The sequence below is a fragment of the Mesorhizobium sp. WSM4817 genome, from assembly GCF_055811135.1.
This window is the reverse complement of sequence record NZ_JBVVQQ010000015.1, coordinates 138773-161247: the sequence shown is the minus strand read 5'-3', so window position 1 is coordinate 161247 and position 22475 is coordinate 138773. Positions and strand designations below refer to the sequence as shown.

Genomic DNA, 22475 nt, shown 5'->3' with positions numbered 1-22475 from the left:
GAAAAATGAAATGGACAACGATGAAACCTCGAAGAAAGCTGCAATGACCCGACGCGAGGCGATGCTGGCCGGAGTAACTGCCTCCGCCGCGGTGCTGACCGCCAGCATAGCTGCGAACGCACAAGAAAAAGCCGCTGCGCCCAAGCTGGCTGGCAAATATCTGGCGGTCGAACCTGGTGTCGATCTCTACTACGAAGAGGCAGGCGAAGGCCCTGCGATCGTCTTCGTGCCGGGCTGGACGTTAACCACCAGGGTCTTCGAGCATCAGTTCGCAAGTTTCGCCGCGACCAACCGGGTGATCTCATTCGACCCGCGCAGCCACGGCCGTTCGACCGTAACGCTGCAAGGCAACAACTATGCGACCCACGCACAGGATCTGGCTGCGCTGCTCGATCAGTTGAAAGTTGAGAAACCCGTCCTCGTCGGCTGGTCCGCCGGCGCGCTGGCTGCATGGCACTATGTGAGAAACAACGGCACCGACAAGCTCGCCGGCTTCGTCAACATCGACATGCCGCCGGTCGGCACGACGACCGAACCCGGCGTCTGGATCGAAGGCGGCTTCAAGGATCTCGCTGGCTTCTTTGGTGGCGTTCAATCCCAGAAGGGATTGCGTGACGTCATCGTGTGGTATGCCGACAACGTAATGATCCAGAAGGATCTCACGCCGGAAGTCACGGCATGGCTGCTCGAGCAGTCAAATGCAGTGCCGGCTCTGATCGCGGCGAACCTCACCGATGTGTCCTTCGCCAACTACTTGGCCGAGGCCAAGCTGGTGGACAGCAAGATCCCCTCGCTGCATGTCGCCGCTGAGCACTGGTCGGCGGTCGCCAAGCCGTTCATCGCCGCGAACTGCCCGAAGTCAACGTTCGAGTCATTCGGCGGCCATTTGATGTTCTGGGAGTATCCCGAGAAATTCAACGCAATCCTGTCGAAGTTTGTGAAAAAGACCTGATCGGTCTCATCGTACCTCCTGTCAAGTCAGAACGAAAGGCGGGCGTTCTCCTTGACCTCCTTCATGACGAAGAAGGTGCGCGTCTGCCGGACGCCCGGCAGCGCGATCAGCTTCTGGCCGTGCAGCTTGTTGAAGTCCGCCATGTCGCGGACTCTGATCTTCAGGAGGTAGTCAAAATCGCCAGCGACGAGGTTGCAGTCCAGTACGTCCTTCATCTCGAGCACGGCGCCTTCGAAGGCGGCGAAACTCTCCGGCGTCGAGCGATCGAGCACCACGCCGACCATGACCAGAGCGCCGAGACCGACCGCCGCGGGCGCGATATCGGCGCGCACACCGGTGATGTAGCCGTCTTCGAAAAGTCGCTGCGTGCGCCGGTGGCAGGTGGCCGCGCTGACGTTGACGCGCGTCGCGAGCTCGGCATTCGTCAGACGGCCATCATTGTGCAGCGCGCGCAGGATTTTGACGTCGATACGGTCCAAAGCGCCTGAGAAAGAATCTTCCACTTTCAGGCCATCGCTAAGGTGAACTTTCGGACAATCTATCCAGAACGCTGGTAAATATGGAATACAGAAGCCCAAATTTCGAGAGCACCTTCCGCGAAGAAATGTCTACAGTTTGCTCACAAATTCACGGAGACGAGCCGATGTCCCTTCTCGACAGATTCGAACGCTATCCTCTGACTTTCGGCGCGACGCCGATCGAGCATCTACCACGCTTGACAGCGGCGCTGGGCGGCAAGGTCGAGATATATGCCAAGCGCGAAGACTGCAACTCCGGTCTCGCCATGGGCGGCAACAAGTTGCGCAAGCTGGAATACATCGTGCCGGATGCCATCGAATCGGGAGCCGACACACTCGTGTCCATCGGCGGCGTGCAGTCGAATCATACCCGTATGGTGGCCGCGACCGCGGCGAAGATCGGCATGAAGTGCGTCGTTATCCAGGAGAAGTGGGTGCCCCACTACGACGCCGTCTACGACCGCGTCGGCAACATTCTGATGACCCGCCTGATGGGCGCTGACAGCCGCCTCGTCGACGACGGCTTTGACATCGGCATCCGCAAGAGCTGGGAAGACGCCATCCAGTCGGTGAAGGATGCCGGCGGCAAGCCCTATCCTATCCCGGCCGGCGCCTCTGTGCACAAATACGGCGCGCTGGGCTATGTCGGTTTCGCCGAGGAAGTGGCCGAGCAGGAAAAGGAACTCGGCATCAAGTTCGACTACATCGTCGTATGCGTCGTCACCGGCTCGACCCAGGGCGGCATGATTGTCGGCTTCGCCGCGCAGGACAGGGCCGACCGCGTCATCGGCATCGATGCGTCGGGCACGCTTGATCAGACCCGCGCGCAGGTTCGCTCGATCGTCGACAAAACGGCTGACCTGATCAGTCTCGGCCGCAAGGTCCGGGAAGACGAGATCGTCATCAACCCCGACTATGCCTATCCGGCCTATGGCGTGCCGTCCGAAGAGACTAACGAGGCGATCCGGCTTGCCGCGCGCACCGAGGCGATGATCACCGACCCGGTCTATGAGGGCAAATCGATGCAGGGCATGATCGATCTCACCCGCAAGGGCTTCTTCCCGGAGGGCTCGAAGGTGCTCTACGCGCATCTCGGCGGCGCCCCGGCGATCAACGGTTACAGCTATTATTACAAGGAAGGCTGACCCCCGCCCTGGGAATCGCCCATACCGGTATCGCAGTTGGCATCGGAGTACAGATGACATCTTCTCAGCGACAGCACCTCAAGACCATCGAGCAGCGGCTTCTGTGGCTGTCGCATTGGATGATCCACAACGCCAATCATATCCGCCCCAAGGTGGATGGCATCAAGATCGGCGGCCATCAGGCGAGTTCGGCCTCGATGGTGTCGATCATGACGGCGCTCTACTTCTCAGCACTCAAGCCTGATGACCGCGTCGCGGTGAAGCCGCATGCATCGCCGATCTTCCATGCGATCCACTATCTGATGGGCAACCAGACGCGGGAGAAGATGGAGAACTTCCGCGGCTATGGCGGCGTTCAGAGCTATCCGAGCCGGACCAAGGACATCGACGATGTCGATTTCTCCACCGGCTCGGTCGGGCTCGGGGTCGGCATCACGGCGCTGGCCTCCATCGTGCAGGACTTCGTGAAGGCGAAGGAGTGGGGCGCGGACTTAAAGCTCGGCCGCATGGTCTCGCTGATGGGCGATGCCGAACTGGACGAAGGCAACATCTACGAGACGCTGCAGGAAGGCTGGAAGAACGACCTGCGTAATTGCTGGTGGATCATCGACTATAACCGCCAGTCACTCGACGGCATTGTGCGCGAAGGCCTGTTCGAGCGCATCGAGAAGATTTTCGACGCCTTCGGCTGGGATGTCGTGAGGGTAAAATACGGTGCCTTGCAAAGCGCGGCGTTCGACGAGCCGGGCGGAAACAAACTGCGCGACTGGATCGACCGCTGTCCCAACCAGGAATACGCAGCGCTGACCTTCATGGGTGGCGCCATCTGGCGCAAGCGCCTAATGGACGACCTCGGCGACCAGGGCGACGTGTCGGCGCTCATCGATCACCGCAGCGACGCCGAACTCGCCGCGCTGATGGAACACCTCGGCGGAAATTGCGTGGAGAGCATGGCCGACGTGTTCGCCTCAATCGACCACGACCGGCCGACCTGTTTCCTGGCCTACACCATCAAGGGCTGGGGTACGCCTATCGCCGGTCACAAGGACAACACGGCGGTCTAATGAACAACAAGCAGTTCGCTGACTGGCAAGCCCATATGGGCATCGCCCCGGGCCAGGAATGGGAGCCATTCGCCGGCGTCAAGGATGTCGCCGGGCTGAAATCCTTCCTGGCCGACGTTCCGTTCTTCTCGAAACGACGCCGCCGCTATGACGACGCCCGTCTCGACGTGCCGTTGATCGAAGTCGACACGTCGCGCGAAGTGTCCACTCAGACCGCCTTTGGCAAAATCCTCGACGACCTCGCCAAGGGAAAGAGCGTGCTGGCCGAACGCATTATGACGACGTCGCCAGACGTGACCGGCACGACGAGCCTCGGGCCATGGGTCAATCGGCGCAAGCTGTTCGCACGCCAAGCCATGGCCGACGCCTTCATCGAGCATCGCATTCCTTCGACCGCAAAATGGGAATTCACGCCGACGGGCCAGCATGTCGAGCTCGGCATCGCCGAGATGAACTTGTTCCTGCTGCTCGGCGCCGCCGGCCTCAGCCATTCCCTCTTCGGCAAACGACTGATCCCCATCGGCACGGTTTACGACCCGTTCGTGTGCCGTGGTCTAGATGCTCTCAACTATGCCTGCTACCAGGATGCGCGTTTCATTATCGTTGGGACGCCCTCCGGCGTGACGCTGGCACCAGAAGGCGGCGCGCACCAATCCATCGGCACGCCGCTTATCGGCATGAGCCAGGACGGCCTTGCCGCCTTCGAGCCGGCCTTCGCCGACGAGCTTGCCGTCATCATGGAATGGGCCTTTGACTATCTGCAGCGCGACGGTGAAGGCAACCGCGATGAGCGCACTTGGTTGCGCGACGAGACCGGCGGCTCCGTCTATCTGCGGCTGACCACCAAGCCGTTGGAGCAGCCGGTGAAACGCGTCGACGATGCGTTCCGTCAGGGTGCAGTCGATGGCGCTTACTGGCTGCGCAAGCCAGGGCCGAACTGCTCAGTCGTCATCGCCTACCAGGGTGCGGTTGCCGATGAGGCCATCGCCGCCGCCGGCATGATCGGCGAGACGAGGCGCGACATCGGGGTGCTGGCGGTGACATCGGCTGACCGGCTCAACGCCGGCTGGACCGCTGCGCAGCGCGAGCGGGCGCGCGGCAATGCCAATGCGAAGAGCCATATCGAGACGCTGCTCGACCCGCTCCCAGGCAATTGCGCAATCGTCACCGTCATTGACGGCCACCCGGCGACACTGTCATGGCTTGGCGCTGTCGTCGGCCGCAAGACGATCCCACATGGCGTGGAGCATTTTGGCCAGACAGGCACGATCGGCGACCTCTATAGCCACTTTCGCATCGATCGCAACGCGATCATCGCATCGGTCAATGCACTCACTGAGGGGCGACCAGCGAAATTTGATCCGTTGGTGCTGTCTTTTCCATAAAACTTTACAATGTCGAAAACGGCCTAGAGCTGCCGGTGCGGGGCTATCTGCTGTGCAGCATCATCGGCGTATCCAGCCAGATAATAAGGCAGGATCGGTGATGCGAGAAGCGGAACCACAGCGATTGCCGGTATGTTTGCCGGCCGTTGCCAACGAGCTTCTGTCGTCCTGGATCGGCCGGCACGCTGCCTTTCACGCGGTTCCACCACTCGTGATGCTTCGACATTGCTTGCCGGAGATCTCCTCATTGCAAGAACCGATCTCCATCTGAACGGTGATCAGGAAATCCGCCTCGCCAACATGTTCGCCACCGAGCCGGCCGTGGTGCGTCGAATGACCTCCACAAATGTCGCGCAATCATCGCATCGGCTCATCGCCGCGAGACCAACGCAATGCTGCATGAACTGCAGCCCCGATCACATGGCACCAGCACCAAGACCGATTGTGCGAAGCCAGCTGCTAGGTGGCGTATCACATGCCCTCTTTACGGAGACCTGCTCCGGGATGCCGGCGGGTGCGAACTCCCCTCCCCTTTCCGGCAATATCGGGTGCGGCTCGTCGGGGCGAAAAGCTGCTAGACGATGAAGCCGAATGTGGTATCGGAACCTGGACATCGCCAGCCGACATTGCTCGGCTTCTTCTGATGCGACGCATTCCAACACCTATGCCCCGCGAGCACGACCTTTGTCGGTTCCAGGTGCTCGGCGCAATCATCCCCGATCTCGACCATGTCGTTGCCGAGCAACAGGAGAACCTGCCTACACCTGCAAAGCCATCGTCGAGCGCGCCGGGCCGGAGATGCTCCGAATGCTACGTGGTCACATGATGGGTGACAACAGGGTCCGATTCACTGACGCAGCCGAGAACATGATAGCCCGAGCTCGCAGGTCGAGGGCCTGTTCTCAAATGCAGTTAATTTGAGAATCCGGCCGCCTTGCGACATTTCTACTTTGCTGAGAGCGCGACATTCGAACTTGGTTGCGACATTTTGCGAACAAACAGCGAACAGCACTACAAAGGGCTCCGCTCAAATTCTACGAAAATCCAAGACAAGATACAGGCCGCTGATGGGTCCGACGCGGTACTCTCACTTGGGACGCGATGTCGGATGTGAGCCCTGTCGGCCGAAGGGCATTTACCGTGGGTCGAGTCTTTGGCGAGGACGAACCCATCGTCCTTCTTGCCGGCAAGCTCTCGCTGCCATGGCGCAGGTCACTGGTCTCCTCTCGCGGCGGCGCCAGATCATCGCCATCGACCTTGAAGGCCACGGTCTGCGAGACACGCCCATGAACCGCAAAAGGAACTGCGATGATGTTGCCGCAGTCCGGCGCCACCTGGGATAGTCCAAGCTGATTTAAGCGGTTTAGCCGACCATCTGCACAACCGTAACATTTCCGTCGTTTCCGACGATTATAGGTTGCGCATCACTTCTGATTCGGGGGACCAGATGGCGGATTCAGCGCAAGAAGCAAATCTTTCGTTCGAGAAAAATTTACTTGTCATCGACGCGAAGCTTCAACTCGGGCAGTTTATCGCGAATCTGGTGTGCGTAGACCGGTCCACTTGTCGTTGACAGTGTCGTCCGGCCTGTATTTTGTCACCTGCAGGTTGAGACGCTTGGCCGAAAGGTGACCGATCGCCTGTAGGATGCCATAACTCGCCACCACCACGTCGTGTTCGGCTTTGGCCTGATTGATCTTGCCGGAGATGATTGCGGCCTGGGCGTTGAGAACGTCGAGCGTGGTGCGTTGGCCGACATCGCGCTCCTCGATGACGCCATTCAAGGCAAGCTGCGCAGCGGCAGTCACCTGCCTGTTGGCGGCTACAGTTTGCCGGGCTGCGGTGTACGTGGTCCATGCTGCAATCACTTGCTGACGCACCAGATCGCGGCCGACATCGGTTTCGATCCGGGCCTGACCAAGCGATTCCTTGTTCCGTCGTACAAGCGCCGAACTGCGGCCACCCGAATACATCGGTATGGTCAATGTCGCGCCGATGCTGGCCGAATTGGTCGTGCCGTCCTGCTGGCTCGCTATAGGCGAGGTGTTGCGATAGGCGCTCGAGACGCCAGCGGAAGCGGAGAGTTGAGGCAGCAGCGCGCCTTCGGCCGATTTCACCGAAAACGCTGCCGCGTCGACCAGATGCTGCGAGGCCAGGATGGCGGGGTGCTCGCTTGATGCAGTCACGATTGCCGCATCGAGGCTCGGCGGCAACAGCTTCGACGGCGGCGAAGCGGCTCTGAGCCTCCCCGGCTCGTGGCCGACGAGCTGACGATAGGTCGCCGCACTCACTAGGAGCTGCTCACGGGCGCCGGCCAATTCCGCCACGGCAGACGCGCGCGAAGCGTCGGCTTGAGCGACGTCGGTACGCGTAACCTCGCCAACCTCGAAGCGCGAACGCGCAGTTCGCGCCTGCTCGGTCAGGAACCGCACGTTTTGCTGCGTCAGCACCGCTACCTGCCGGTCGCGAACGACGTTCATATACGCCTGGGCTGATTTGAACAGGATGTTTTCTTCGGTGTTGCGCATGCTTTCGACCGAAGCTCTGACCTGCGATTCGGCGGCGGCGACGTTGTTCCTAGTCTGAAAACCGTCGAACAGCGACTGCTTAATCTTGACGCCATATTCGCCGGTCGTCTTTCGCGCGTTTTTATTGCTCCCGTTAACATGGCTGCTGGACTGACCGACGTTCGCGGAACCCTCGATCGTCGGGCGCCACCCTGACTTGGCGATGGCTACGCTCTCATCGGTAACGCGGACCTTGGCGCGGGACGAATTTAGAGAAGAATTGTTCTGGTATGCCTCCCATAGGGCTTCCAAAATGCTCTCGGCGGAGGCGGCGTTCGAAGATAGCGGTGCAGTCGCTACAATCAACAATGCCAGTCCCGCCAGTCGCTTACGTGATCGCAAATTCATTTCTCCATTCTGACGATGGATAATCCCGGCCGCACAGCAGCTACCAATCAACGCACGGGCCCCGCGTTGAACGCGCCCAGATTACTCAGGCCCGCAACTAGGACGCTGTGAGTACCTCATGCGCCTCCTGGGTGCGGATCCGCGCAGCCACGCTTCGGACCGCGGAAAGCTTTTTGCGAAGAGTGATCAATTGAACAAATAGATTGTTTGGATCGATGCATCCAAATGATGGATACAACTGCTCCCCGCCTGATAACCATTGGAACCAGACATTCGCACGCAAAAAGGGCGGGCCCCGGATCAAGCTCATTCGATCGCGACCCCAGCGACCGTCATCTCGTTTCGAGATTGACAGCGGCACCTCGCCGGGCGTCAGTTCGGGAGCGATTTGAGAGTTTCGACGTAGCGTTGGGAGATGGCAGCGTTCATCGGCGCGTTGATGATCAACGGTGCGACAAGACCGTGGCATCGCAGCCCAGCGATGAAGGTCTGCGTCTGCCATTGGCCGAATGGCTGCGCATGCGTCCTGAAGGGCTAGCCCTTCGCTGCCCAGCCGGTGTCTTTGGTCAGCTTGGTATTGGTCGACGCCTCATCGAGGAAGATCAGGCGTGCTAAAACCTTGTTGGCGAAGGCTTTCGCCGCCCGGTTAACAGTTCAGGCGCCTGGTTCACGTCGGCCCGCTGCTGCTCGCTGGCCTGTAGAGTTTTTATGACTGAGCCCCAGGCGATCGAGTAGACGCTGCCTTCTTCTGCAGCCTCTCGAACACAAGCCGCTCGGCTTCGCGCACGCTGTCTTCAAGCGACCTTGCTTTAGCCAGATGCGCTGCAATCGCGCTGGCCAGCATGCAACCTGTGCCGCGCATCGATGTTGCAAGGCGGGGTGTGTCGAAGCGCATTGGTTGGTGATCGGAGCGCAACAGAATATCGGTCGATCGGGGTTCCGATGCATGGCCACCCTTGATCAGCACAGCCCGCGCGCCGGCTGCCAGCAATTTCCTGGCCCTGCCTGGCTGCGCCATCCTCGCCGGTCTTGTTCTGCGCCGACAAGAAGGGCAAGTTCGATGAGATTGGGTGTCACAAGACGGCAAAGCGGCATCAGGTCTCGCTTCATGACGGCGACGGCGTCTCCTTCCAGGAGCGTCCGGCCTGATGTCGAGGCCAGCACCGGGTCGAGTATCGCCGGCATCAGTGAATTTTCACGCAGAACGGCCGAAACGGCACCGACGGTCTCAGCCGTTGCTAGCATGCCGATCTTGATGGCCCCCACCTTGTTCGCCTGTAGCGCGGCGCGCATCTGCTCGGCACCAGCGAGGTGAAGAATGATGGATTTTCATGACGGCTTCGTGCGTCTGCACTGTCAGCGCGGTGACAGCAAGACAGGTGCGCACTCCAATGGAGGACATCGCCTCGATATCGCGGGCAATTCCAGCTCCACCGCTGGAGTCCGACCCGCCAACGACAAGCACATGCGGTTCTCGCCTCAGCGCCATCGCGCCGTCTTTTTGATCCATGCTCGCGTGCGCGTTTCGGGGTCGCCGTGCATTGCCAACGCGACGCCCAAGATGCGCTTCATGAAGGAAGAGATCTTTGGGCCAGTAGCACCGGTGTTCAAGTTCGAGACCGAAGAGGAAGCCGTCGCGCTAGCCAACGACACTGAATTCGGCCTCGCCTGCTATTATTTCTACACGGGCGATCTCGGCCGCGCCGGAATCGGGCCTGGGCAAGGAAGGCGGGCATCAGGGCATCGAGGACTACCTCGACACCAAATATGTCTGCATCGGTGGCCTCGGCCTCTAGCGGCGCCGGCCTTGCTGTCATGGCCATCTGCTGAGATTGCCGAATTTGCTAAGCATGCTCATGATCCTATGGTTTCAGTACGACTTTGACGCAACTGTCCTGCTTGTCGCGAAAGAGCTTGTACATCTCGGGTCCTTGTTCGAGCCCGGCAGTGTGGGTGATGACAAACGACGGGTCGATCTGACCTCAGGAAAAACCTCGCCATCACGCATTGCTAGACAGTGCGGCACTCTATTCTCACGGCGCACGATCCGGATCACACGCTGGGCAAGGCAACGGATTGTCGCTTTGCGACGTTGCTGAAAGCCGAGCGTCGGTAACTGTGCCGTCCCAACGGAACGCCGGGGCGTCACGGCCGTTTTGTCCTAGGTTCGGAAGGTGAGACGTGGATAGAGAGACCTGCAATGCCGGTGAGGCTGAACAACTCGAGCAATTTGAGTGCGAACTTGCAACAGGAGGAGAAGGCGACCCACCGCCAGCTGCCGCAGTAGCTGCGGCATTGATCAGCGCTTTGGAAACCACTCGAAATAGGGACATGCTCCATATCGCGAGTTCCGAACGCAGTGCCGCTGACATCACGCAGGCATTGCGCCACTTCCTCCCAAAAGCTGACATCCTGTATATGCCGCCGTGGGATTGCCTGCCATACGACAGGGTGTGTCCCACTCGCGCCACTATGGGGCGGCGGGTCAGCGTTGTTCATGCTGTTGCGGCCGCTACGAAAGGACTCCGCATCACGGTTACTTCGGTCGAATCTGCCTTGCAGCGGGTACCGCCTCCCTCGGCAGTCGGCCAGGGTTTCGCGACCCTGCAGATCGGACAGGAGGTGGACCCGAGGGCACTTCGTGTATTGGCTGAGAGGAGTGGCTATGTTGTCGACGATCGGGTCGACGAACCAGGCGAGATGGCCATCCGCGGCGATCTTATCGACGTTTTTCCTGCTGACCGTGACCGCCCTATTCGTGTTGTACTGGGCGCTGGCGGCGCCATCTCCGAACTTAAGGCATATGACCCAATCACTCAACGAAGCGAGCGATCGCTGCACAGAGTCGTAATTGGCCCGGCGTCCGAGCTCATGTTGGAACCCGGCAATAAGTTCGACCCTGCAGCGATGCGCACGATCCCGATGGAGGAAAGTCTAGTCTCGCTCTACTCCGATTTGCCGGCGCTCTTCGACGTCGCATCAACAGCTACCATCTGCTTCCTGGATGGATTGGAAGAAATCTCGCTAGCTCGCGTCTTAGACCTCATAGAGGAGGCGTGGCGCGGCAGGCGGCAAGTATCCGCGATGGGGCGGCCCGCGGCGAAACAATTTTATTTGTCGCGTGAGGAATGGGATGACTCGCTACGGGATCGCCAGTGCTTGCGTCTTACGATCCCGGTTGGCCGAATTCCCAAATTCTTCCACCTGCCGCGAGCCGGGCACGGATTCGCCGAGTTCGCTCAGGCGCGCACAAGCTCGGGGTTTAGTGTGGTGGTCACGGGCGAAACTTCGGAACTGCGCCGAGCAGAACGGCTGCTCGACCGTAAGTTCGGTCGCAAGATGGACCCGGTCGCCGATTGGCCGCAAATCCTCTCTGTCGAAAGAGGCTCTCTTCTCAAGGCGGAATTCGATCTCGCGGAGGGCTTTGTCGACGAACCGTCCCGAATTGCAGTCGTTGCAGCAGCGGACATATTCGGCCCGTCATCGACTGCAAACGCGGGCTCCGGCAACGGCATAGCCGAACCCGAACTGCGGCTCGGCGATCTGGTTGTCCATGAAGACCATGGCGTGGGCGTCCTTGCCGCGATCGAACAAATTGAAGTGGCTGGCCTGCAACAGGATGTCGTGAAGCTTGAATATCATGGTGGAGCTTCCTTGCTGGTACCAGTGGAGGAGTTTGGCCGTATATGGCGCTATGGATCCGAGCCAGATGCGATAGCCTTGGACCGACTAGATGGTGAAGGCTGGAAGAAGCGGCGCCAGTCTGTAGTCCGCGAGATCGAGAAGGTGGCCAAGCGGCTGGTCGCCATTGCGAAGGCCAGGTCCCGCCAGTCCGCCGAATTGATCAAGCCGCCGCGTGCCGATCTTGCTCGCTTCGCGGCGCGATTCCCTTACGCCGCGACCCCCGACCAAGCCGCCGCAATCCGAGCCGTGATGGATGACCTGTCGTCGGGCAAAACGATGAACCGGGTGGTCTACGGCGACGTCGGCTTTGGAAAGACCGAGGTGGCGCTTCGGGCGTGTGCTGCGGCCGCGTTTTGTGGCAAGCAGGTTGCTATCGTTGCGCCCACGACCGTGCTCGCGCGTCAGCACTACGAGACGTTCCGCCGGCGTTTCGCAGGGTTCAACATCCAAGTTGCTCACCTGTCCAGGGTGGTCGGATCGACAGAGACAAGGAAAGTGAAGGATGGTCTGAGAGGTGGTAACATCGCAGTCGTCGTCGGGACCCATGCTATTGCGGCCAAAGGGGTGTCCTTTAGCGATCTCGGGCTGCTCGTAATCGACGAAGAGCATCGGTTCGGGGCCAAGCTGAAGCAATCACTGCGACGGTTGGCGCCATGCCTCCACACACTGACCATGAGCGCTACGCCGATACCCCGAACGCTTCAATTGGCGATGGCGGGCGTGCAGGAAGTAAGCGTCCTGAACACACCACCTGCTAAGCGGCGTCCGGTTCGCACCATCTTGGCTCCTTTCGATGCCGGTTCGGCCGAGGCTGCTCTATTGCGCGAATACCGCCGCGGGGGACAAAGCTTCTTTGTCGTACCACGCATAGATGACATCGAGACTGTCGTTGAACAACTGGGCAGGCTGGTTCCGCAGCTCTCGGTGAAGATCGCGCATGGCGAAATGAAAGGGCGTGAACTGGACGAGATAGTTGTCCGGTTCGGAGCAGGCGAAGGCGACATTTTGTTGGCCACCGACATCATCGAAAGCGGACTTGATATACCGCGGGCAAACACCATTCTCATTTGGCGGGCCGACCGTTTCGGACTTGCACAGCTCCACCAGCTTCGGGGTCGTGTAGGCAGAGGAAGGGTGCAAGGCATTGCACTTCTCTTGACCGAGCCCGGCAAGGAATTGGCTGAAGGCACAAGGTCCCGACTTTCGGCTCTTGTAGCTCTCGACCGGCTTGGCTCTGGCCTGGCCATCAGCCAAAGGGACCTCGACCTACGCGGCGCCGGCGATCTTTTCGGCGAAGAACAGGCGGGCCACGTCAAGCTGATCGGCGTCGGGCTCTATCATAGACTGCTCGAGCGTGCCTCATCGATTGCGCGAGGCGAGCCCGGCGCTGACACGCAACTTCCAGACATCAACTTGCAGGCCGGAGGGTCATTCCCAGAAAGCTATGTGCGGGAGCCAGCCATACGCCTCAGCCTGTATTCGCGATTGTTCCGCATGAGCACGCATTTAGACGTCAATGCATTTGCCGACGAGGTGGAGGATCGCTTTGGAGCCATGCCGAGCGAAGCGGCCACGCTGCTGGAGGTAAGCCGACTGCGAATAGATGCAGCGGAGTTAGGGTTGAGCCAGGTCGACGTAGGACCCGAAGCCATTGCGATCACCTTTCGCACAAAGGTCTCCGCCTCAGTCCGGCAGAATCTTATCGGGCTGGACGGGTTCGAATTTCGACGAGGCCGCTTGATCTGCAGGCCGTCAACCAAACCAGGCATTGCAAAACTCGAGGTTCTACGAAGCGTGATCGGTTCTATTCGCTCGGCAAGTGAGTGACAATTTCCCGATATGACCCAGTTGCGAAGCAATCTCGAGACCGTTTCGTACCCGCCTCCTTGCAGACGCCTTGTGCCACCCACAGCCACGTCAACCACGGTGATGCCTCTATCAGCCGGTCAGCGGCCTCCTTGCAGCACGGTTTTCGCTTTGCAGCCGCTGTCAAAGTGCCGCGGTATGTAAAATACACTGGTACGGCGGCCTGGTGAGTGCCGCCGCGTAGTGCCGGGACCGCTTGAGTGACGCAGGGCCAGCCAACTCGGCAACAGAGCTAGAGTGTCAACTGCAAGCGCTGCTACCGAACAATCAGTTCGGCACGCCCGCTTCGGAATTCGTGCTTGGTAAGGAACGACACGATCCCCGCGGCAATCTTTTTGCCGCCCTGTTCTGAAGGCTCGATGACGTTGACAAAGTCGGCGTCCTCGCCGCAGACGATGCGAAGGTCGATCAGCGGAACGCCGCGCACGGCGGCTGCTCGTGTGATGCAATCGTTGAGGATCGACAGGGCCGTTACCGCAATGCGTCTCTGGTCGGGGTCGGCATACCGGACATCATAGATCGAGCAAATCGCGGTCGGCAGCCCTACCGCCAGAACGGCATCCAGGGTCGACATATACTCCAAGCAAAACTGCTCTCTAATTTCGGCGAGCCTCAGCAGAGTGTCGGCAACGGACCGCGACGGAGCGTTCAAAACGGAGGAGACGCCGAGCGCGTCGTTCCCTCCCACGCTTACCACCAGATGAGTGGCGTCAGCTGGCAGGCGGTTCAGTTGCCGGCCCACATCCGTCATGACGCTGCCGTCAACGGCAAGCAGCTTGGCCGACCAGCCGATCGGGAGCTGACGCAAAACGTGGGCCACTAGATCTGCTCCATCGGCGACATAGGCGCTGTTGTCGAACACCGAATCGCCTAGTAGCACAACCTTGTTCATCGTCCCCACGTCCTCGGCGGAAACAGTTTGCACCGTGGAAAATGCTTGTCCCGCGGCGGCGGCCAACAACACGCTCCTGCGCGATATCTTTACCAGACCGGCGTCTCCCACGACTGTCGCTCGTGCGCGAGCCTTCAGTGGCTGCTGTTCGAGTTCGCTCCGCTTTTCGTATTAATCGTTCGCCGCCCCCTCCCCTTCCCGCCGCTGATACGCAAGAGCCATAGCGGCCGCTATGGCTACTCCCGCGGCCCCCAGCAGGAGTTTGTCTCGCGTCTCCTGATCGCTCATGACGCCCTGAACAGCCGATGATGCCCGGCCGGCTGTGGCGGCTACTCGCTGGGCCGCCTCGCCGGAGGTCTGCCGCATATCGTCGATCATGTTCGGCGTCCCGGCGCTCCAATCCCGCACTCTCTCTTTGACGGCGCCGGCCAGCTCAGTTGTTTGCTCCTTCACTGCTTCCGCCGTCTCGGCGCCCAGTTCGCCGACCTTCTCCGCCAGCTCGCCGGCTTGCTCCTTCAAGCGCTCTGTGGCGTAGGAGAAACGATCAACTTGCTCGTCCATGTCTGGTATTGAAGGTGTCCGCAACAGGCTGAATAGTCCCGCTCCGATCAAAGCAGTTGCGATCGGCGGACGGTGTAGGAGGCGCCAAGCGAGACCAGCCCCAATCACCAATGCGGCGCTCGGGTTGGCTGCCGCCTTTGCCTTGAGATCATCGACGATCCCCTGCGCCGTCGACTGCGCGGTCGATCTTGCTTTTTCGACCAGCGCGTCCTTTGCCTCGAGCGCCTCTTGCTTCAGCTCGTCGGTAAACTCGGACAATGTATTTGGCGATCGCAGCGCCGACAGATGTTCGGCGAGCCTAGCCCGGGCTGCCTCTACATCATGTTCGAGCTGGCGGAGACTTGCCTCACCCATTATGAGCCTCGCTTGCCGCTAGACCGTCCGGATTTGCTCGGCCGAGAGGCATCCGATTGTGGCGATTGGTCCGATTTGGCCGAGTTATCTTGCGAGCGGCCCATGCCGCCCGACTGGGGCATGCCGCGCTGAGCCGATTGAGCGCGCGATCCACCCGAACTCGCGGATGGCGCCTGCGCGGACTCGGTTGGCTGCTCGCCCGACAAGGCGCTGCCGAACGCACCAGCCACGTCGCTCGCAACCTCCTTGAGGCCATCGGCATCAAGGCCGCGCTCCTTGGCTGCCCTCCTGAGACGTTTGCCCGCCTCCTCTGTCGATTCCTTTAGCCGTTCGCCAGCCCTTTCTGCGGTGTCCGTCAGCTGCTCTGCGGCTGGGCCAAGGGTCCGGTTCTCAATGTCGGTGGTCCGGAAGGCAGCTGCAACAGCCGCCCCGGCGGCAAAACCGAGCAGCGCCAGCGTCAGTGGCTGCTCTTGCGCCACACGGTTCATCGTATCCTGGACCGTGGATTGGGCCTGCCGGGCGAATTGTTCCGATGTCTCGGAGACGTTGCGCCGCGCCTCGTCCGCATATGTCGATGCCGAGGATGCGTAGGAACTTGCGGTTGCCGCCACCTTCTCGCCGATCTCGGAAACATATTCACGTGCTGCCTCTACCGCCGCTGGGGCGCCGCCTTCTCTGGTTTCCGCCTCGTGTCCATCGGGGCGCGTGCTCGAAGACCTTGACTGAGCCTTTCGGTGGCCATTGTTTCCGCGGGATTCCTCAGCATGCCCGAAGCTACTGATGGCCGATGACCCGCCGCGGCGCATCAACAATGCGCAGCCGGCCGCAACGAGGAGAAGACCTTCCGGGTTGTTTTTGGCGGCGCCGATGAGCCATTCCGCCGTTCCGAGATTGGCCGTACGTGATTCGCGGCTCATGACAGATGCTCCTTGGTTGTCGAGATGTCCTGCTTGATCTGATGGATGGAACGGGTCGGCGTTATCTCTTTGTGTGCGTCCATGCGGCCCTTGTAATAGGCGAGCGCTCCAGCCCCGGCCGTGATGGCGGCAACAATCAGGCAGGACCAGTGCACTGCAATCCCAAGGCTGGCTATCCCGAAGACAATCGCCTGCACTGCCAAAAATGCCGCGATCAGCCCCAGCACGCCGGCAGTTGACATCCAAATACCCGCCCGAAATTTGGCAAAGAGATTTTCAGACAACTCCGCGCGCGCCAGTCGCAGCTCCTTCTGAACAAGATCGGCAAGGTCGGCAACGACGTCGGACAGTGCGCGAGGAAGCGTGGAATTCTTGAGCTGCTCATGTGCCATGGAATTCGTTCGCTCCTTGCCGGTTACGTTCGTGCATAGGCTCGTTGGAAAGCGGCGACGCCGGAGGTGCGCTCTTCAGCGTTCGAAATGTCAAAAAACCCGCAAGGGCGGCAAGTCCGAACACCAATGCCGGCTGACGCCTTGTCAAATCGGAGGCGGCGCGGACCAGCTGATCGACCGACTGGTCCCGCAGATCGTCTGCGTACCCGTCGATTCGGTTCGCGAACGTACGGACCACACCGGCGACCAGCGGTGCGCTTTCGTCGAGGTCCTCGGCAGCGCGTTTTGTCGAGCTTGCGAGCTGACCCATCACCTCGGCACCGCTGCCGACCTGACGATCCAGCATTTCCTTTACTTGGCTGGCAACTGTTGACGCACCATCAGCGGCCGACTGCTTGACCGTATCGGCTGCCTCTTGAGCTAAACCGGATGCCTTGGAGAACGCACCGCTCACTGTTGCGCCAATGTCCTTCTTTGCACTGTCATCTGGTGTCTTTGGCGCGGAATCCCGTTCCATGTTTTGGTTGTTCATAATTTCCTCCATTGACTGACAAAACTGCGGGAAAACCCGTTGGTTCCTTGGAACGGCTCAAACAAAGTAGATAGCGGTCTCGGCGCCTGGCAGCCCCCCTGTAAGGCGGCAAACTTTTTGCCGGCGCGAATCTCTCTCCACCCTCGATCGTCGACAGATGGTCGTGCAGCAGCGTGCTTCAAATTAAGGGGTGCCTGGACGTGCTGAAGGGGAGTAAAGCCGTCGCCTCGGGCCGTAGGACGTTCATCTCCCGAAGGAGATGCGCATGAGCCCTACAAAAGAGTTCTTCGAAAACTGGCTACGGGAGAACGTCGGCAATCTTCCTGCCGAAAGCGGCGTGAGCATTGCCGCCTTGGCTCGGCAGTTCGAGCAACAGGCCGTCCGGGTTTATGTTCACGAACTGAATCGATACACCCGCGGTCGCGGCCGTACGTTCTCCACTTCGTGCCGTAGTGCAGAAGCTTTTGCACAGGAGTTCAATGGCCACGAAATGCCCGGCGCTATGGCCCTACCTCGCCTTTTCGCATCTCCTGCGCGACTAGTCCGCCGGCAGCCAAACCCACAGCGAGCGCTACATACGCAGCTGCGATGGAGCGCTTAGAAAGCACTGTCTCCCAGCCCGGGGTCAGCCGCTTCGGCACAACGAGATAGTCCACAGCCGCAGCGATCGCGGCTACCGCGGAGGCATCGCGCAGCATCAGTAGCGGCGACCGCGGAGGATTTCTGGCGAGCCAAGCCTCGAAAGGAGCGGCCCAGAATATGGCCGAAGCATGATGGGTGCCGAAGCCGACCGCAGTGTGCGCGAGGTCGGCCTTCCTAACCGCACCAGCCTTGTCGCCGTGGAGCCAGTGGCTGGTGGCGTTGGTCGGCTGCAGCGCCGACTTTCCTTCGGCTTTGGCCAGAAGGGCGAGGAACGCCGCCGTCACAACACTTGCGACCGTGCCGGTCACGCCTGTCGAAAGTCCAGTCTTCAGCAAGCCGTTCACCTTAACCTCCGTAACTCTCCCTCTTTTTTAACCGCCGAACCGAAGCTCAGTTCCCGACACCTCCATTAACGGCAAGGAGCTGTATCCCGACTGAAGTGTCAATCCGCCGACGGCGCGTTCTTTTCGCGTCTGTCAGGTGATTGCGACCGCCCGGGTATACGGTGGTAGAAATCATTTTCTGCGCCGCCGCCCCGGAAGAGGTTTCATTGAAATTCCGCCAAGTTTTACACTGCCATCGCACATTCATCGATGGACTGCGGCAGTTGCGGCCTTGCTGCGGGTGTTTTCGCCTCTTGCGGCTTCACCGTTTGCGGCGCCTGGAAAGCCGGCGGTGATTGAGGCGAACCTGCCGCCCCGCAGGCTCAAGAGCAGCAAGGGCCATTGATCGCCCGATATCGGCCAGCGGCGATGACGCGTCGGCTATGACGAGCGGCAATGTCAATGCGCCCCGCGTCCAAGCCACCTGTGCCGCAAGAATCCCCTGCGCAAGGGCCGAAACTTTTTCGCTCACCGCCTTGACGGTTTCCGGCCGACCTGAAACCAGCGAACCGGTTGCCTCGGCAACCAGGATCGGCAACCGCAACCCCACAACCCAGGGCGCGAGCATCAGGTTCTGGGCAAGAGCAATCTCAGCGCGGACGCGCCTTCCTCGGTGACTGGCCAACACTCGTTACTCCTTCTGTTTGGATTTTGCGGGTCCAGATAGGGGGGCCGGCAATGACCACCAACAACATGCGCCTGTTCAGGGTTCCATAGCCCCAGTCCTTCCGTCTCGGCCCGTTCTCGTCAACGAACTTGTCCATGCCGCCGATTAACCGCGGTCGAAAGCAGATGGTCGTCCCCGCTCGTCTCAAGATAGCCGAACTTGGCACGAATGCTGACCCGTTTAGGCTTCCCCTGTATGCTGCGCTCGCCGAGAAAGAGCGGCGGCTGATCTCTGGAACGGACCAAGGCCGCCCTCGCCTCTCGCAAGCACACTTTCGGCCGATCACCCGGCCTACAGTCCCTCCGGACCGGCATCGGAATCGTCGATTCCTTTCCCGGTGGAGCCGCGCAATATTCGGCCTCCATGTATTCCAGATTGAGGGGGACCCGGAAAATGTCTTCGTCTTTAATGTCGTCCTGCGCATAGGCGCGGGAAACCGGGGCAAGGCCGATCTCTCAGCACGGGACCAGTGCTGCGCGATCCAAACGTGTTGGTTTGGCCAGAGTTCCCGGACGGAGGACAAAACCCGCCGCACCTTTCGGCAAGGCGGGCTTTCAGTCGTTCACCAGGCACGGGGTGTGGGCGGAGGGCATATGCCTGGATCGTAGGAAATCCTACGCTCGCCAGCTGCCTAGCGGAAGCATATGGAGGCATACACACGTGGGTAAGCCCAACCCGAGGGACGAAGGCATAGACGCATACTGCCTAAAGCTGCCCCGATCGGCCTGCCCTTATCCCTTATTGACCAAAAAGCGACGCTCTTGGCTGCAAGGTTGGGACGAATCCAAAGCAATTGATGAAGAGCAGCAGGAGGGATGATTGTCTCTGCGATCCATCCTTGCGAAGCCCAAATTAGCGCAAGGCAATACGAACGTGCCAACCAACCAACTTCGCGCACGTCCTCGATGCTGGCTGGCGTTTGAAGCGCAAGGCAGCAGCGGCCAATGGCTGATCGCCAGAAGGTCCACCAGTTCACTCCGACAATTCGCATCCAGACGCCGGAGATGGCATCCCGTACCCGCCGATCCCCAGCAAAGCCGACAGGCGAGTGGACCGACCGCGCCTACATCACGAGTTGGCCGATATTGAACATGGAACTGAAGCGACTGGGTCGGCAAAGGCGCGGCCAAGACGACGGGCCTTCCAGGGCACGTCGAGCAGGACGTGCTAGACTGGGAATGGGGTTGCCCGGGCGGCATCCATCCCGCAGCGCAAAGCCTGACACCAACACGCCAACAACACAAAGCGCAGAGCCTCGATCATGGTTGTCGGGGAGGGGTCTTGAGACAACATTGGCCGGTATGAGCCATGAGCAGCGCTGGGAGGCCATCGACCGTATCGAACACGCCAAGGCCAAGACCGAGCATGACGAACGCGAGGCAGCCCCCAGGGCTCAGGTCGAGGCGGCGACCGAGGTGAGCTTGAAGGGCAACCAGTGGTACCAGATGCTGCAGTCTGGTCAGCTCCGCAACGGGCAGCCTTTGACCGAGGGACAGAAGGCGATAGCGATAGCGGCAGCGGCGGCAGCTAGGCCTATCACGGGTGTGCCGCAAGTGCTTGCCGACCGGCTGCCGTTGAGGCTTGGGATCGAATTGTCGCCGGATCAGGCAAAGGCCTGGCTGGCTGACGGTCTGTTTCTCGGGCCGAGTACGATGCAGCCCTTAGCAAGGAACTGGTCCGCAACGGCTACTCGGCGAGAAAGCCGAGAAGCAATTTAAGGAGATGGCCATGGCCGATCGCTCACTGGATCGCTTCAATTCTGGCACCCCTGCCGACGCCGCCATTGCCGAGTACATAGAGACCGGCGTCTTGAACCATGAGACGGCCCAGGTCGACGAGGTTGAGACGGCTGTGGTCGCGGTGGCCTCTGCCTAACACATCGAGCGGAACGTGCTGTTGGACTGAGCATGGAGCAATGGATGGAACAGATCGACGAGGCCGAGCTACCAGCTTTCAGGCGAGCAGCCGTCGAGGGCAACTGGCTGGCGCTGATCAACCATGCTCGGGCCGCTGCAAAGATGCAGCTGGACTTGGGCATCTAAACTTCCCCGGGCGGGGTCAGTCTATGCCCCAAGTTCGTGCCCTGCCCGGGTTAGAACCGATCATAGCTCTGCGAACGGCGAGCGCCGGATTTGCCATTCGCGTAATTGAGCCTATGCTTCGATATCGGCTGCCACACATGTTCGGATGCAGCCGACAGTAAGAGGGTACGTGCTCTTGCCCGTCTGGGAGAGAGCCATGCCCCAAGCCCGTCTACGCAACCATGTGTTGAAAGCCCTCTCCTCTGAGGATTTCGCACTTTTACAGCCGTCACTGCAGCACGTCGAACTGGGCGTCAAAGCCCAGTTGGAGATTCCGTATCAGACGATCGAGCATTTGTATTTTCCAGAGGCGGGTATCGCTTCGGTGGTCGCCACCATGACCGGAGGGCGGCAAAGCGAAGTCGGCATCATCGGCCACGACGGCGTGACGGGAGTTGCGGTCATTCTCGGCCAAGACAGCTCTCCCAATGAGACCTACATCCAGGTCGCAGGCAGCGGCTGGTGCCTGCCGGTTGAGACTCTTCGGTCTATGGTGGCAAAGAGCCAGTCTCTTCGCGAGTCACTGCTTCGCTATGCCCACGCCTTCCTTATCCAGTCGTCCAGGACGGCACTGGTCAACGGCCATTCCAAGATCGAGGAACGACTGGCCCGCTGGTTGCTGATGGTCCACGACCGCGCTGATGGAAATAAAATCTATCTGACTCATGAGTTTCTGGCGACCATGCTTGGCTCTCGGCGCCCCGGGGTTACCACCGCCCTCCAAATGCTTGAATATCGGGGGCTGATTCAGGCCAAACGCGGCGAGATCACGATCGTCGACCGTGCCGGAATGATAAAGCTCACGCATGGTGCCTACGGCGACGAGGAGCAACGTCACTTCGGCCTGGCCTCCGCCTGATTGTCCGGCATCGGACATATGCTTGAATGCCGCCGCATATAGGCCGAAACTCGTATTTGGTTAAGCAGGGAGGCGCTGTCGATGACCAACACTTTTCACACCGTCACGGTTGAAAGCGCGGCCGAGGCCTATGTCCTCTCCAGAGGCAAGGCCCGGTTCCTCTCCATCGCACAGGCAATCCGCGCCATTCGAACACTCATGCCGGCTTGCAAGGCTACCGACGCCGAATTGGAGGCGATGCTGGCGGCGACATGCATCGTTCACGGTGTTCCCGTCGCTTTCGACGGAACAGCGGTCGACGGCTCAGAAATGCGGCTCCATGCGTAGGCCGGAAATTTCCGCGCTGGTGCAGAAGCCAAATTCAGTGGGTGTTCGGAAAGCGATTGTCCAGTACCTGATCGATAATGTCGACAACCCGAGCGTTTCGATACTCGAAGCGATCAGCGCCGTAAGCAAGATGTTTCCACCTTGCGAACTGACGGATTGGCAAAATCGGCGATCTCATTGCGCGAAGCGCCATTGACGCGGGATTTGCCATTGAGTTCGACGCGGCAGACCCCTAGACGGCATAGAATCGTCAACGCCTTCTCCAATTTCACTCGAAGGGAGGTCTGCGGTGTGGCGTACCGACGCCCTGGAGCTCTGACGATCGCGTCCGAGATTCGC

General features: G+C 60.2%; 20 protein-coding genes and 5 pseudogenes. 11 read left to right on the top strand and 14 right to left on the bottom strand.

The window, feature by feature from the left end:
- Nucleotides 1-10: 10 nt before the first annotated feature.
- Entirely contained in the window at nucleotides 11-952 is a 942-nt protein-coding gene (locus tag AC0L2K_RS21095) for an alpha/beta fold hydrolase (RefSeq protein WP_473532224.1), read from the top strand.
- A 26-nt stretch (nucleotides 953-978) separates the two neighbouring features.
- Here AC0L2K_RS21095 and AC0L2K_RS21090 read toward each other — a convergent pair whose 3' ends face one another.
- Nucleotides 979-1455 carry an Lrp/AsnC family transcriptional regulator gene (locus AC0L2K_RS21090; protein ID WP_065008894.1) on the bottom strand — a complete coding sequence of 159 codons (477 nt, stop codon included), beginning with the start codon at nucleotides 1453-1455 and terminating at the stop codon, nucleotides 979-981.
- A gap of 140 nt (nucleotides 1456-1595) precedes the next feature.
- Between AC0L2K_RS21090 and AC0L2K_RS21085 the strand changes: the two genes are divergently transcribed.
- Nucleotides 1596-2615: a 1-aminocyclopropane-1-carboxylate deaminase gene (locus AC0L2K_RS21085; protein WP_473532223.1), complete on the top strand. Its 1020-nt coding sequence runs from the start codon at nucleotides 1596-1598 to the stop codon at nucleotides 2613-2615.
- Nucleotides 2616-2734: 119 nt separating this feature from the next.
- A pseudogene (locus AC0L2K_RS21080) lies at nucleotides 2735-5064 on the top strand (transketolase).
- Nucleotides 5065-5107: 43 nt separating this feature from the next.
- On the opposite strand, the gene AC0L2K_RS21075 reads toward AC0L2K_RS21080, so the two are convergent.
- The 4 genes and pseudogenes from AC0L2K_RS21075 to AC0L2K_RS21060 form a co-directional block, all read right to left on the bottom strand.
- Nucleotides 5108-5290, bottom strand: a complete 183-nt coding sequence (locus tag AC0L2K_RS21075) for a hypothetical protein (protein ID WP_473532222.1) — start codon at nucleotides 5288-5290, stop codon at nucleotides 5108-5110.
- Nucleotides 5291-6593: 1303 nt separating this feature from the next.
- Complete coding sequence (locus AC0L2K_RS21070; RefSeq protein ID WP_473532235.1) at nucleotides 6594-7979, bottom strand: TolC family outer membrane protein; 1386 nt, start codon at nucleotides 7977-7979, stop codon at nucleotides 6594-6596.
- 706 nt (nucleotides 7980-8685) lie between these two features.
- Entirely contained in the window at nucleotides 8686-8997 is a 312-nt protein-coding gene (locus tag AC0L2K_RS21065; RefSeq protein ID WP_473532221.1) for a bifunctional hydroxymethylpyrimidine kinase/phosphomethylpyrimidine kinase, read from the bottom strand.
- Nucleotides 8940-9381: pseudogene (locus tag AC0L2K_RS21060) on the bottom strand (bifunctional hydroxymethylpyrimidine kinase/phosphomethylpyrimidine kinase). The gene AC0L2K_RS21065 and the pseudogene AC0L2K_RS21060 overlap by 58 nt, the downstream one beginning before the upstream one ends.
- Nucleotides 9382-9519: 138 nt before the next feature.
- Between AC0L2K_RS21060 and AC0L2K_RS21055 the strand changes: the two are divergent.
- Nucleotides 9520-9775: pseudogene (locus tag AC0L2K_RS21055) on the top strand (aldehyde dehydrogenase family protein); the annotation flags it as partial.
- 66 nt (nucleotides 9776-9841) lie between these two features.
- Here the strand turns inward: AC0L2K_RS21055 and AC0L2K_RS21050 are convergent.
- A pseudogene (locus AC0L2K_RS21050) lies at nucleotides 9842-9961 on the bottom strand (glutathione-dependent formaldehyde dehydrogenase); the annotation flags it as partial.
- 199 nt (nucleotides 9962-10160) lie between these two features.
- Here AC0L2K_RS21050 and AC0L2K_RS21045 point away from each other — a divergent pair.
- Entirely contained in the window at nucleotides 10161-13490 is a 3330-nt protein-coding gene (locus AC0L2K_RS21045; protein WP_473532220.1) for a DEAD/DEAH box helicase, read from the top strand.
- A gap of 295 nt (nucleotides 13491-13785) precedes the next feature.
- Here the strand turns inward: AC0L2K_RS21045 and AC0L2K_RS21040 are convergent, their stop codons facing one another.
- The 8 genes and pseudogenes from AC0L2K_RS21040 to AC0L2K_RS21005 all read right to left on the bottom strand — a co-directional run.
- A complete protein-coding gene (locus tag AC0L2K_RS21040) occupies nucleotides 13786-14493 on the bottom strand; it encodes a GDSL-type esterase/lipase family protein (RefSeq protein ID WP_473532234.1) in 708 nt (235 codons plus the stop codon).
- 99 nt (nucleotides 14494-14592) lie between these two features.
- Nucleotides 14593-15336, bottom strand: a complete 744-nt coding sequence (locus AC0L2K_RS21035; protein ID WP_473532219.1) for a hypothetical protein — start codon at nucleotides 15334-15336, stop codon at nucleotides 14593-14595.
- Nucleotides 15336-16253 (bottom strand): hypothetical protein, encoded by a 918-nt coding sequence (locus tag AC0L2K_RS21030; RefSeq protein WP_473532218.1) that lies wholly within the window; start codon nucleotides 16251-16253, stop codon nucleotides 15336-15338. The genes AC0L2K_RS21035 and AC0L2K_RS21030 overlap by 1 nt, the downstream gene beginning before the upstream one ends.
- A complete protein-coding gene (locus AC0L2K_RS21025) occupies nucleotides 16250-16645 on the bottom strand; it encodes a phage holin family protein (protein WP_287068283.1) in 396 nt (131 codons plus the stop codon). Before AC0L2K_RS21025 ends, AC0L2K_RS21030 begins: the two co-directional genes overlap by 4 nt.
- Nucleotides 16635-17177 (bottom strand): hypothetical protein, encoded by a 543-nt coding sequence (locus AC0L2K_RS21020; RefSeq protein ID WP_473532217.1) that lies wholly within the window; start codon nucleotides 17175-17177, stop codon nucleotides 16635-16637. Before AC0L2K_RS21020 ends, AC0L2K_RS21025 begins: the two co-directional genes overlap by 11 nt.
- 500 nt (nucleotides 17178-17677) lie before the next feature.
- Nucleotides 17678-18163 carry a hypothetical protein gene (locus tag AC0L2K_RS21015; RefSeq protein WP_473532216.1) on the bottom strand — a complete coding sequence of 162 codons (486 nt, stop codon included), beginning with the start codon at nucleotides 18161-18163 and terminating at the stop codon, nucleotides 17678-17680.
- A 301-nt stretch (nucleotides 18164-18464) separates the two neighbouring features.
- Complete coding sequence (locus AC0L2K_RS21010) at nucleotides 18465-18830, bottom strand: hypothetical protein (protein ID WP_473532215.1); 366 nt, start codon at nucleotides 18828-18830, stop codon at nucleotides 18465-18467.
- 339 nt (nucleotides 18831-19169) lie between these two features.
- A pseudogene (locus AC0L2K_RS21005) lies at nucleotides 19170-19321 on the bottom strand (ferritin-like domain-containing protein); the annotation flags it as partial.
- 124 nt (nucleotides 19322-19445) lie between these two features.
- Between AC0L2K_RS21005 and AC0L2K_RS21000 the strand changes: the two are divergent.
- The 6 genes from AC0L2K_RS21000 to AC0L2K_RS20975 all read left to right on the top strand — a co-directional run bounded on the left by AC0L2K_RS21000 (nucleotide 19446) and on the right by AC0L2K_RS20975 (nucleotide 22136).
- Nucleotides 19446-19688: an Rmf/CrpP family protein gene (locus AC0L2K_RS21000; protein ID WP_473532214.1), complete on the top strand. Its 243-nt coding sequence runs from the start codon at nucleotides 19446-19448 to the stop codon at nucleotides 19686-19688.
- 473 nt (nucleotides 19689-20161) lie between these two features.
- Nucleotides 20162-20587: a hypothetical protein gene (locus AC0L2K_RS20995; protein ID WP_473532213.1), complete on the top strand. Its 426-nt coding sequence runs from the start codon at nucleotides 20162-20164 to the stop codon at nucleotides 20585-20587.
- A gap of 10 nt (nucleotides 20588-20597) precedes the next feature.
- Complete coding sequence (locus AC0L2K_RS20990; RefSeq protein WP_473532212.1) at nucleotides 20598-20744, top strand: hypothetical protein; 147 nt, start codon at nucleotides 20598-20600, stop codon at nucleotides 20742-20744.
- 44 nt (nucleotides 20745-20788) lie between these two features.
- Nucleotides 20789-20911: a hypothetical protein gene (locus AC0L2K_RS20985; protein WP_288141874.1), complete on the top strand. Its 123-nt coding sequence runs from the start codon at nucleotides 20789-20791 to the stop codon at nucleotides 20909-20911.
- Between the two features lie 196 nt (nucleotides 20912-21107).
- The gene (locus AC0L2K_RS20980; protein ID WP_473532211.1) at nucleotides 21108-21809 is read left to right on the top strand and encodes a Crp/Fnr family transcriptional regulator; all 702 of its coding nucleotides are present in this window, start codon (nucleotides 21108-21110) and stop codon (nucleotides 21807-21809) included.
- An 81-nt stretch (nucleotides 21810-21890) separates the two neighbouring features.
- A complete protein-coding gene (locus tag AC0L2K_RS20975) occupies nucleotides 21891-22136 on the top strand; it encodes a hypothetical protein (RefSeq protein ID WP_473523206.1) in 246 nt (81 codons plus the stop codon).
- Nucleotides 22137-22475 lie beyond the last annotated feature (339 nt).

Coding starts and splice junctions, on each gene's coding strand:
- AC0L2K_RS21095 (WP_473532224.1), top strand. CDS start 11: ATGGACAACGATGAAACCTCGAAGAAAGCTGCAATGACCCGACGCGAG.
- AC0L2K_RS21085 (WP_473532223.1), top strand. CDS start 1,596: ATGTCCCTTCTCGACAGATTCGAACGCTATCCTCTGACTTTCGGCGCG.
- AC0L2K_RS21075 (WP_473532222.1), bottom strand. CDS start 5,290: ATGTCGAAGCATCACGAGTGGTGGAACCGCGTGAAAGGCAGCGTGCCG.
- AC0L2K_RS21070 (WP_473532235.1), bottom strand. CDS start 7,979: ATGAATTTGCGATCACGTAAGCGACTGGCGGGACTGGCATTGTTGATT.
- AC0L2K_RS21065 (WP_473532221.1), bottom strand. CDS start 8,997: ATGGCGCAGCCAGGCAGGGCCAGGAAATTGCTGGCAGCCGGCGCGCGG.
- AC0L2K_RS21035 (WP_473532219.1), bottom strand. CDS start 15,336: ATGGGTGAGGCAAGTCTCCGCCAGCTCGAACATGATGTAGAGGCAGCC.
- AC0L2K_RS21030 (WP_473532218.1), bottom strand. CDS start 16,253: ATGAGCCGCGAATCACGTACGGCCAATCTCGGAACGGCGGAATGGCTC.
- AC0L2K_RS21025 (WP_287068283.1), bottom strand. CDS start 16,645: ATGGCACATGAGCAGCTCAAGAATTCCACGCTTCCTCGCGCACTGTCC.
- AC0L2K_RS21020 (WP_473532217.1), bottom strand. CDS start 17,177: ATGAACAACCAAAACATGGAACGGGATTCCGCGCCAAAGACACCAGAT.
- AC0L2K_RS20990 (WP_473532212.1), top strand. CDS start 20,598: ATGGCCGATCGCTCACTGGATCGCTTCAATTCTGGCACCCCTGCCGAC.
- AC0L2K_RS20985 (WP_288141874.1), top strand. CDS start 20,789: ATGGAACAGATCGACGAGGCCGAGCTACCAGCTTTCAGGCGAGCAGCC.
- AC0L2K_RS20980 (WP_473532211.1), top strand. CDS start 21,108: ATGCCCCAAGCCCGTCTACGCAACCATGTGTTGAAAGCCCTCTCCTCT.
- AC0L2K_RS20975 (WP_473523206.1), top strand. CDS start 21,891: ATGACCAACACTTTTCACACCGTCACGGTTGAAAGCGCGGCCGAGGCC.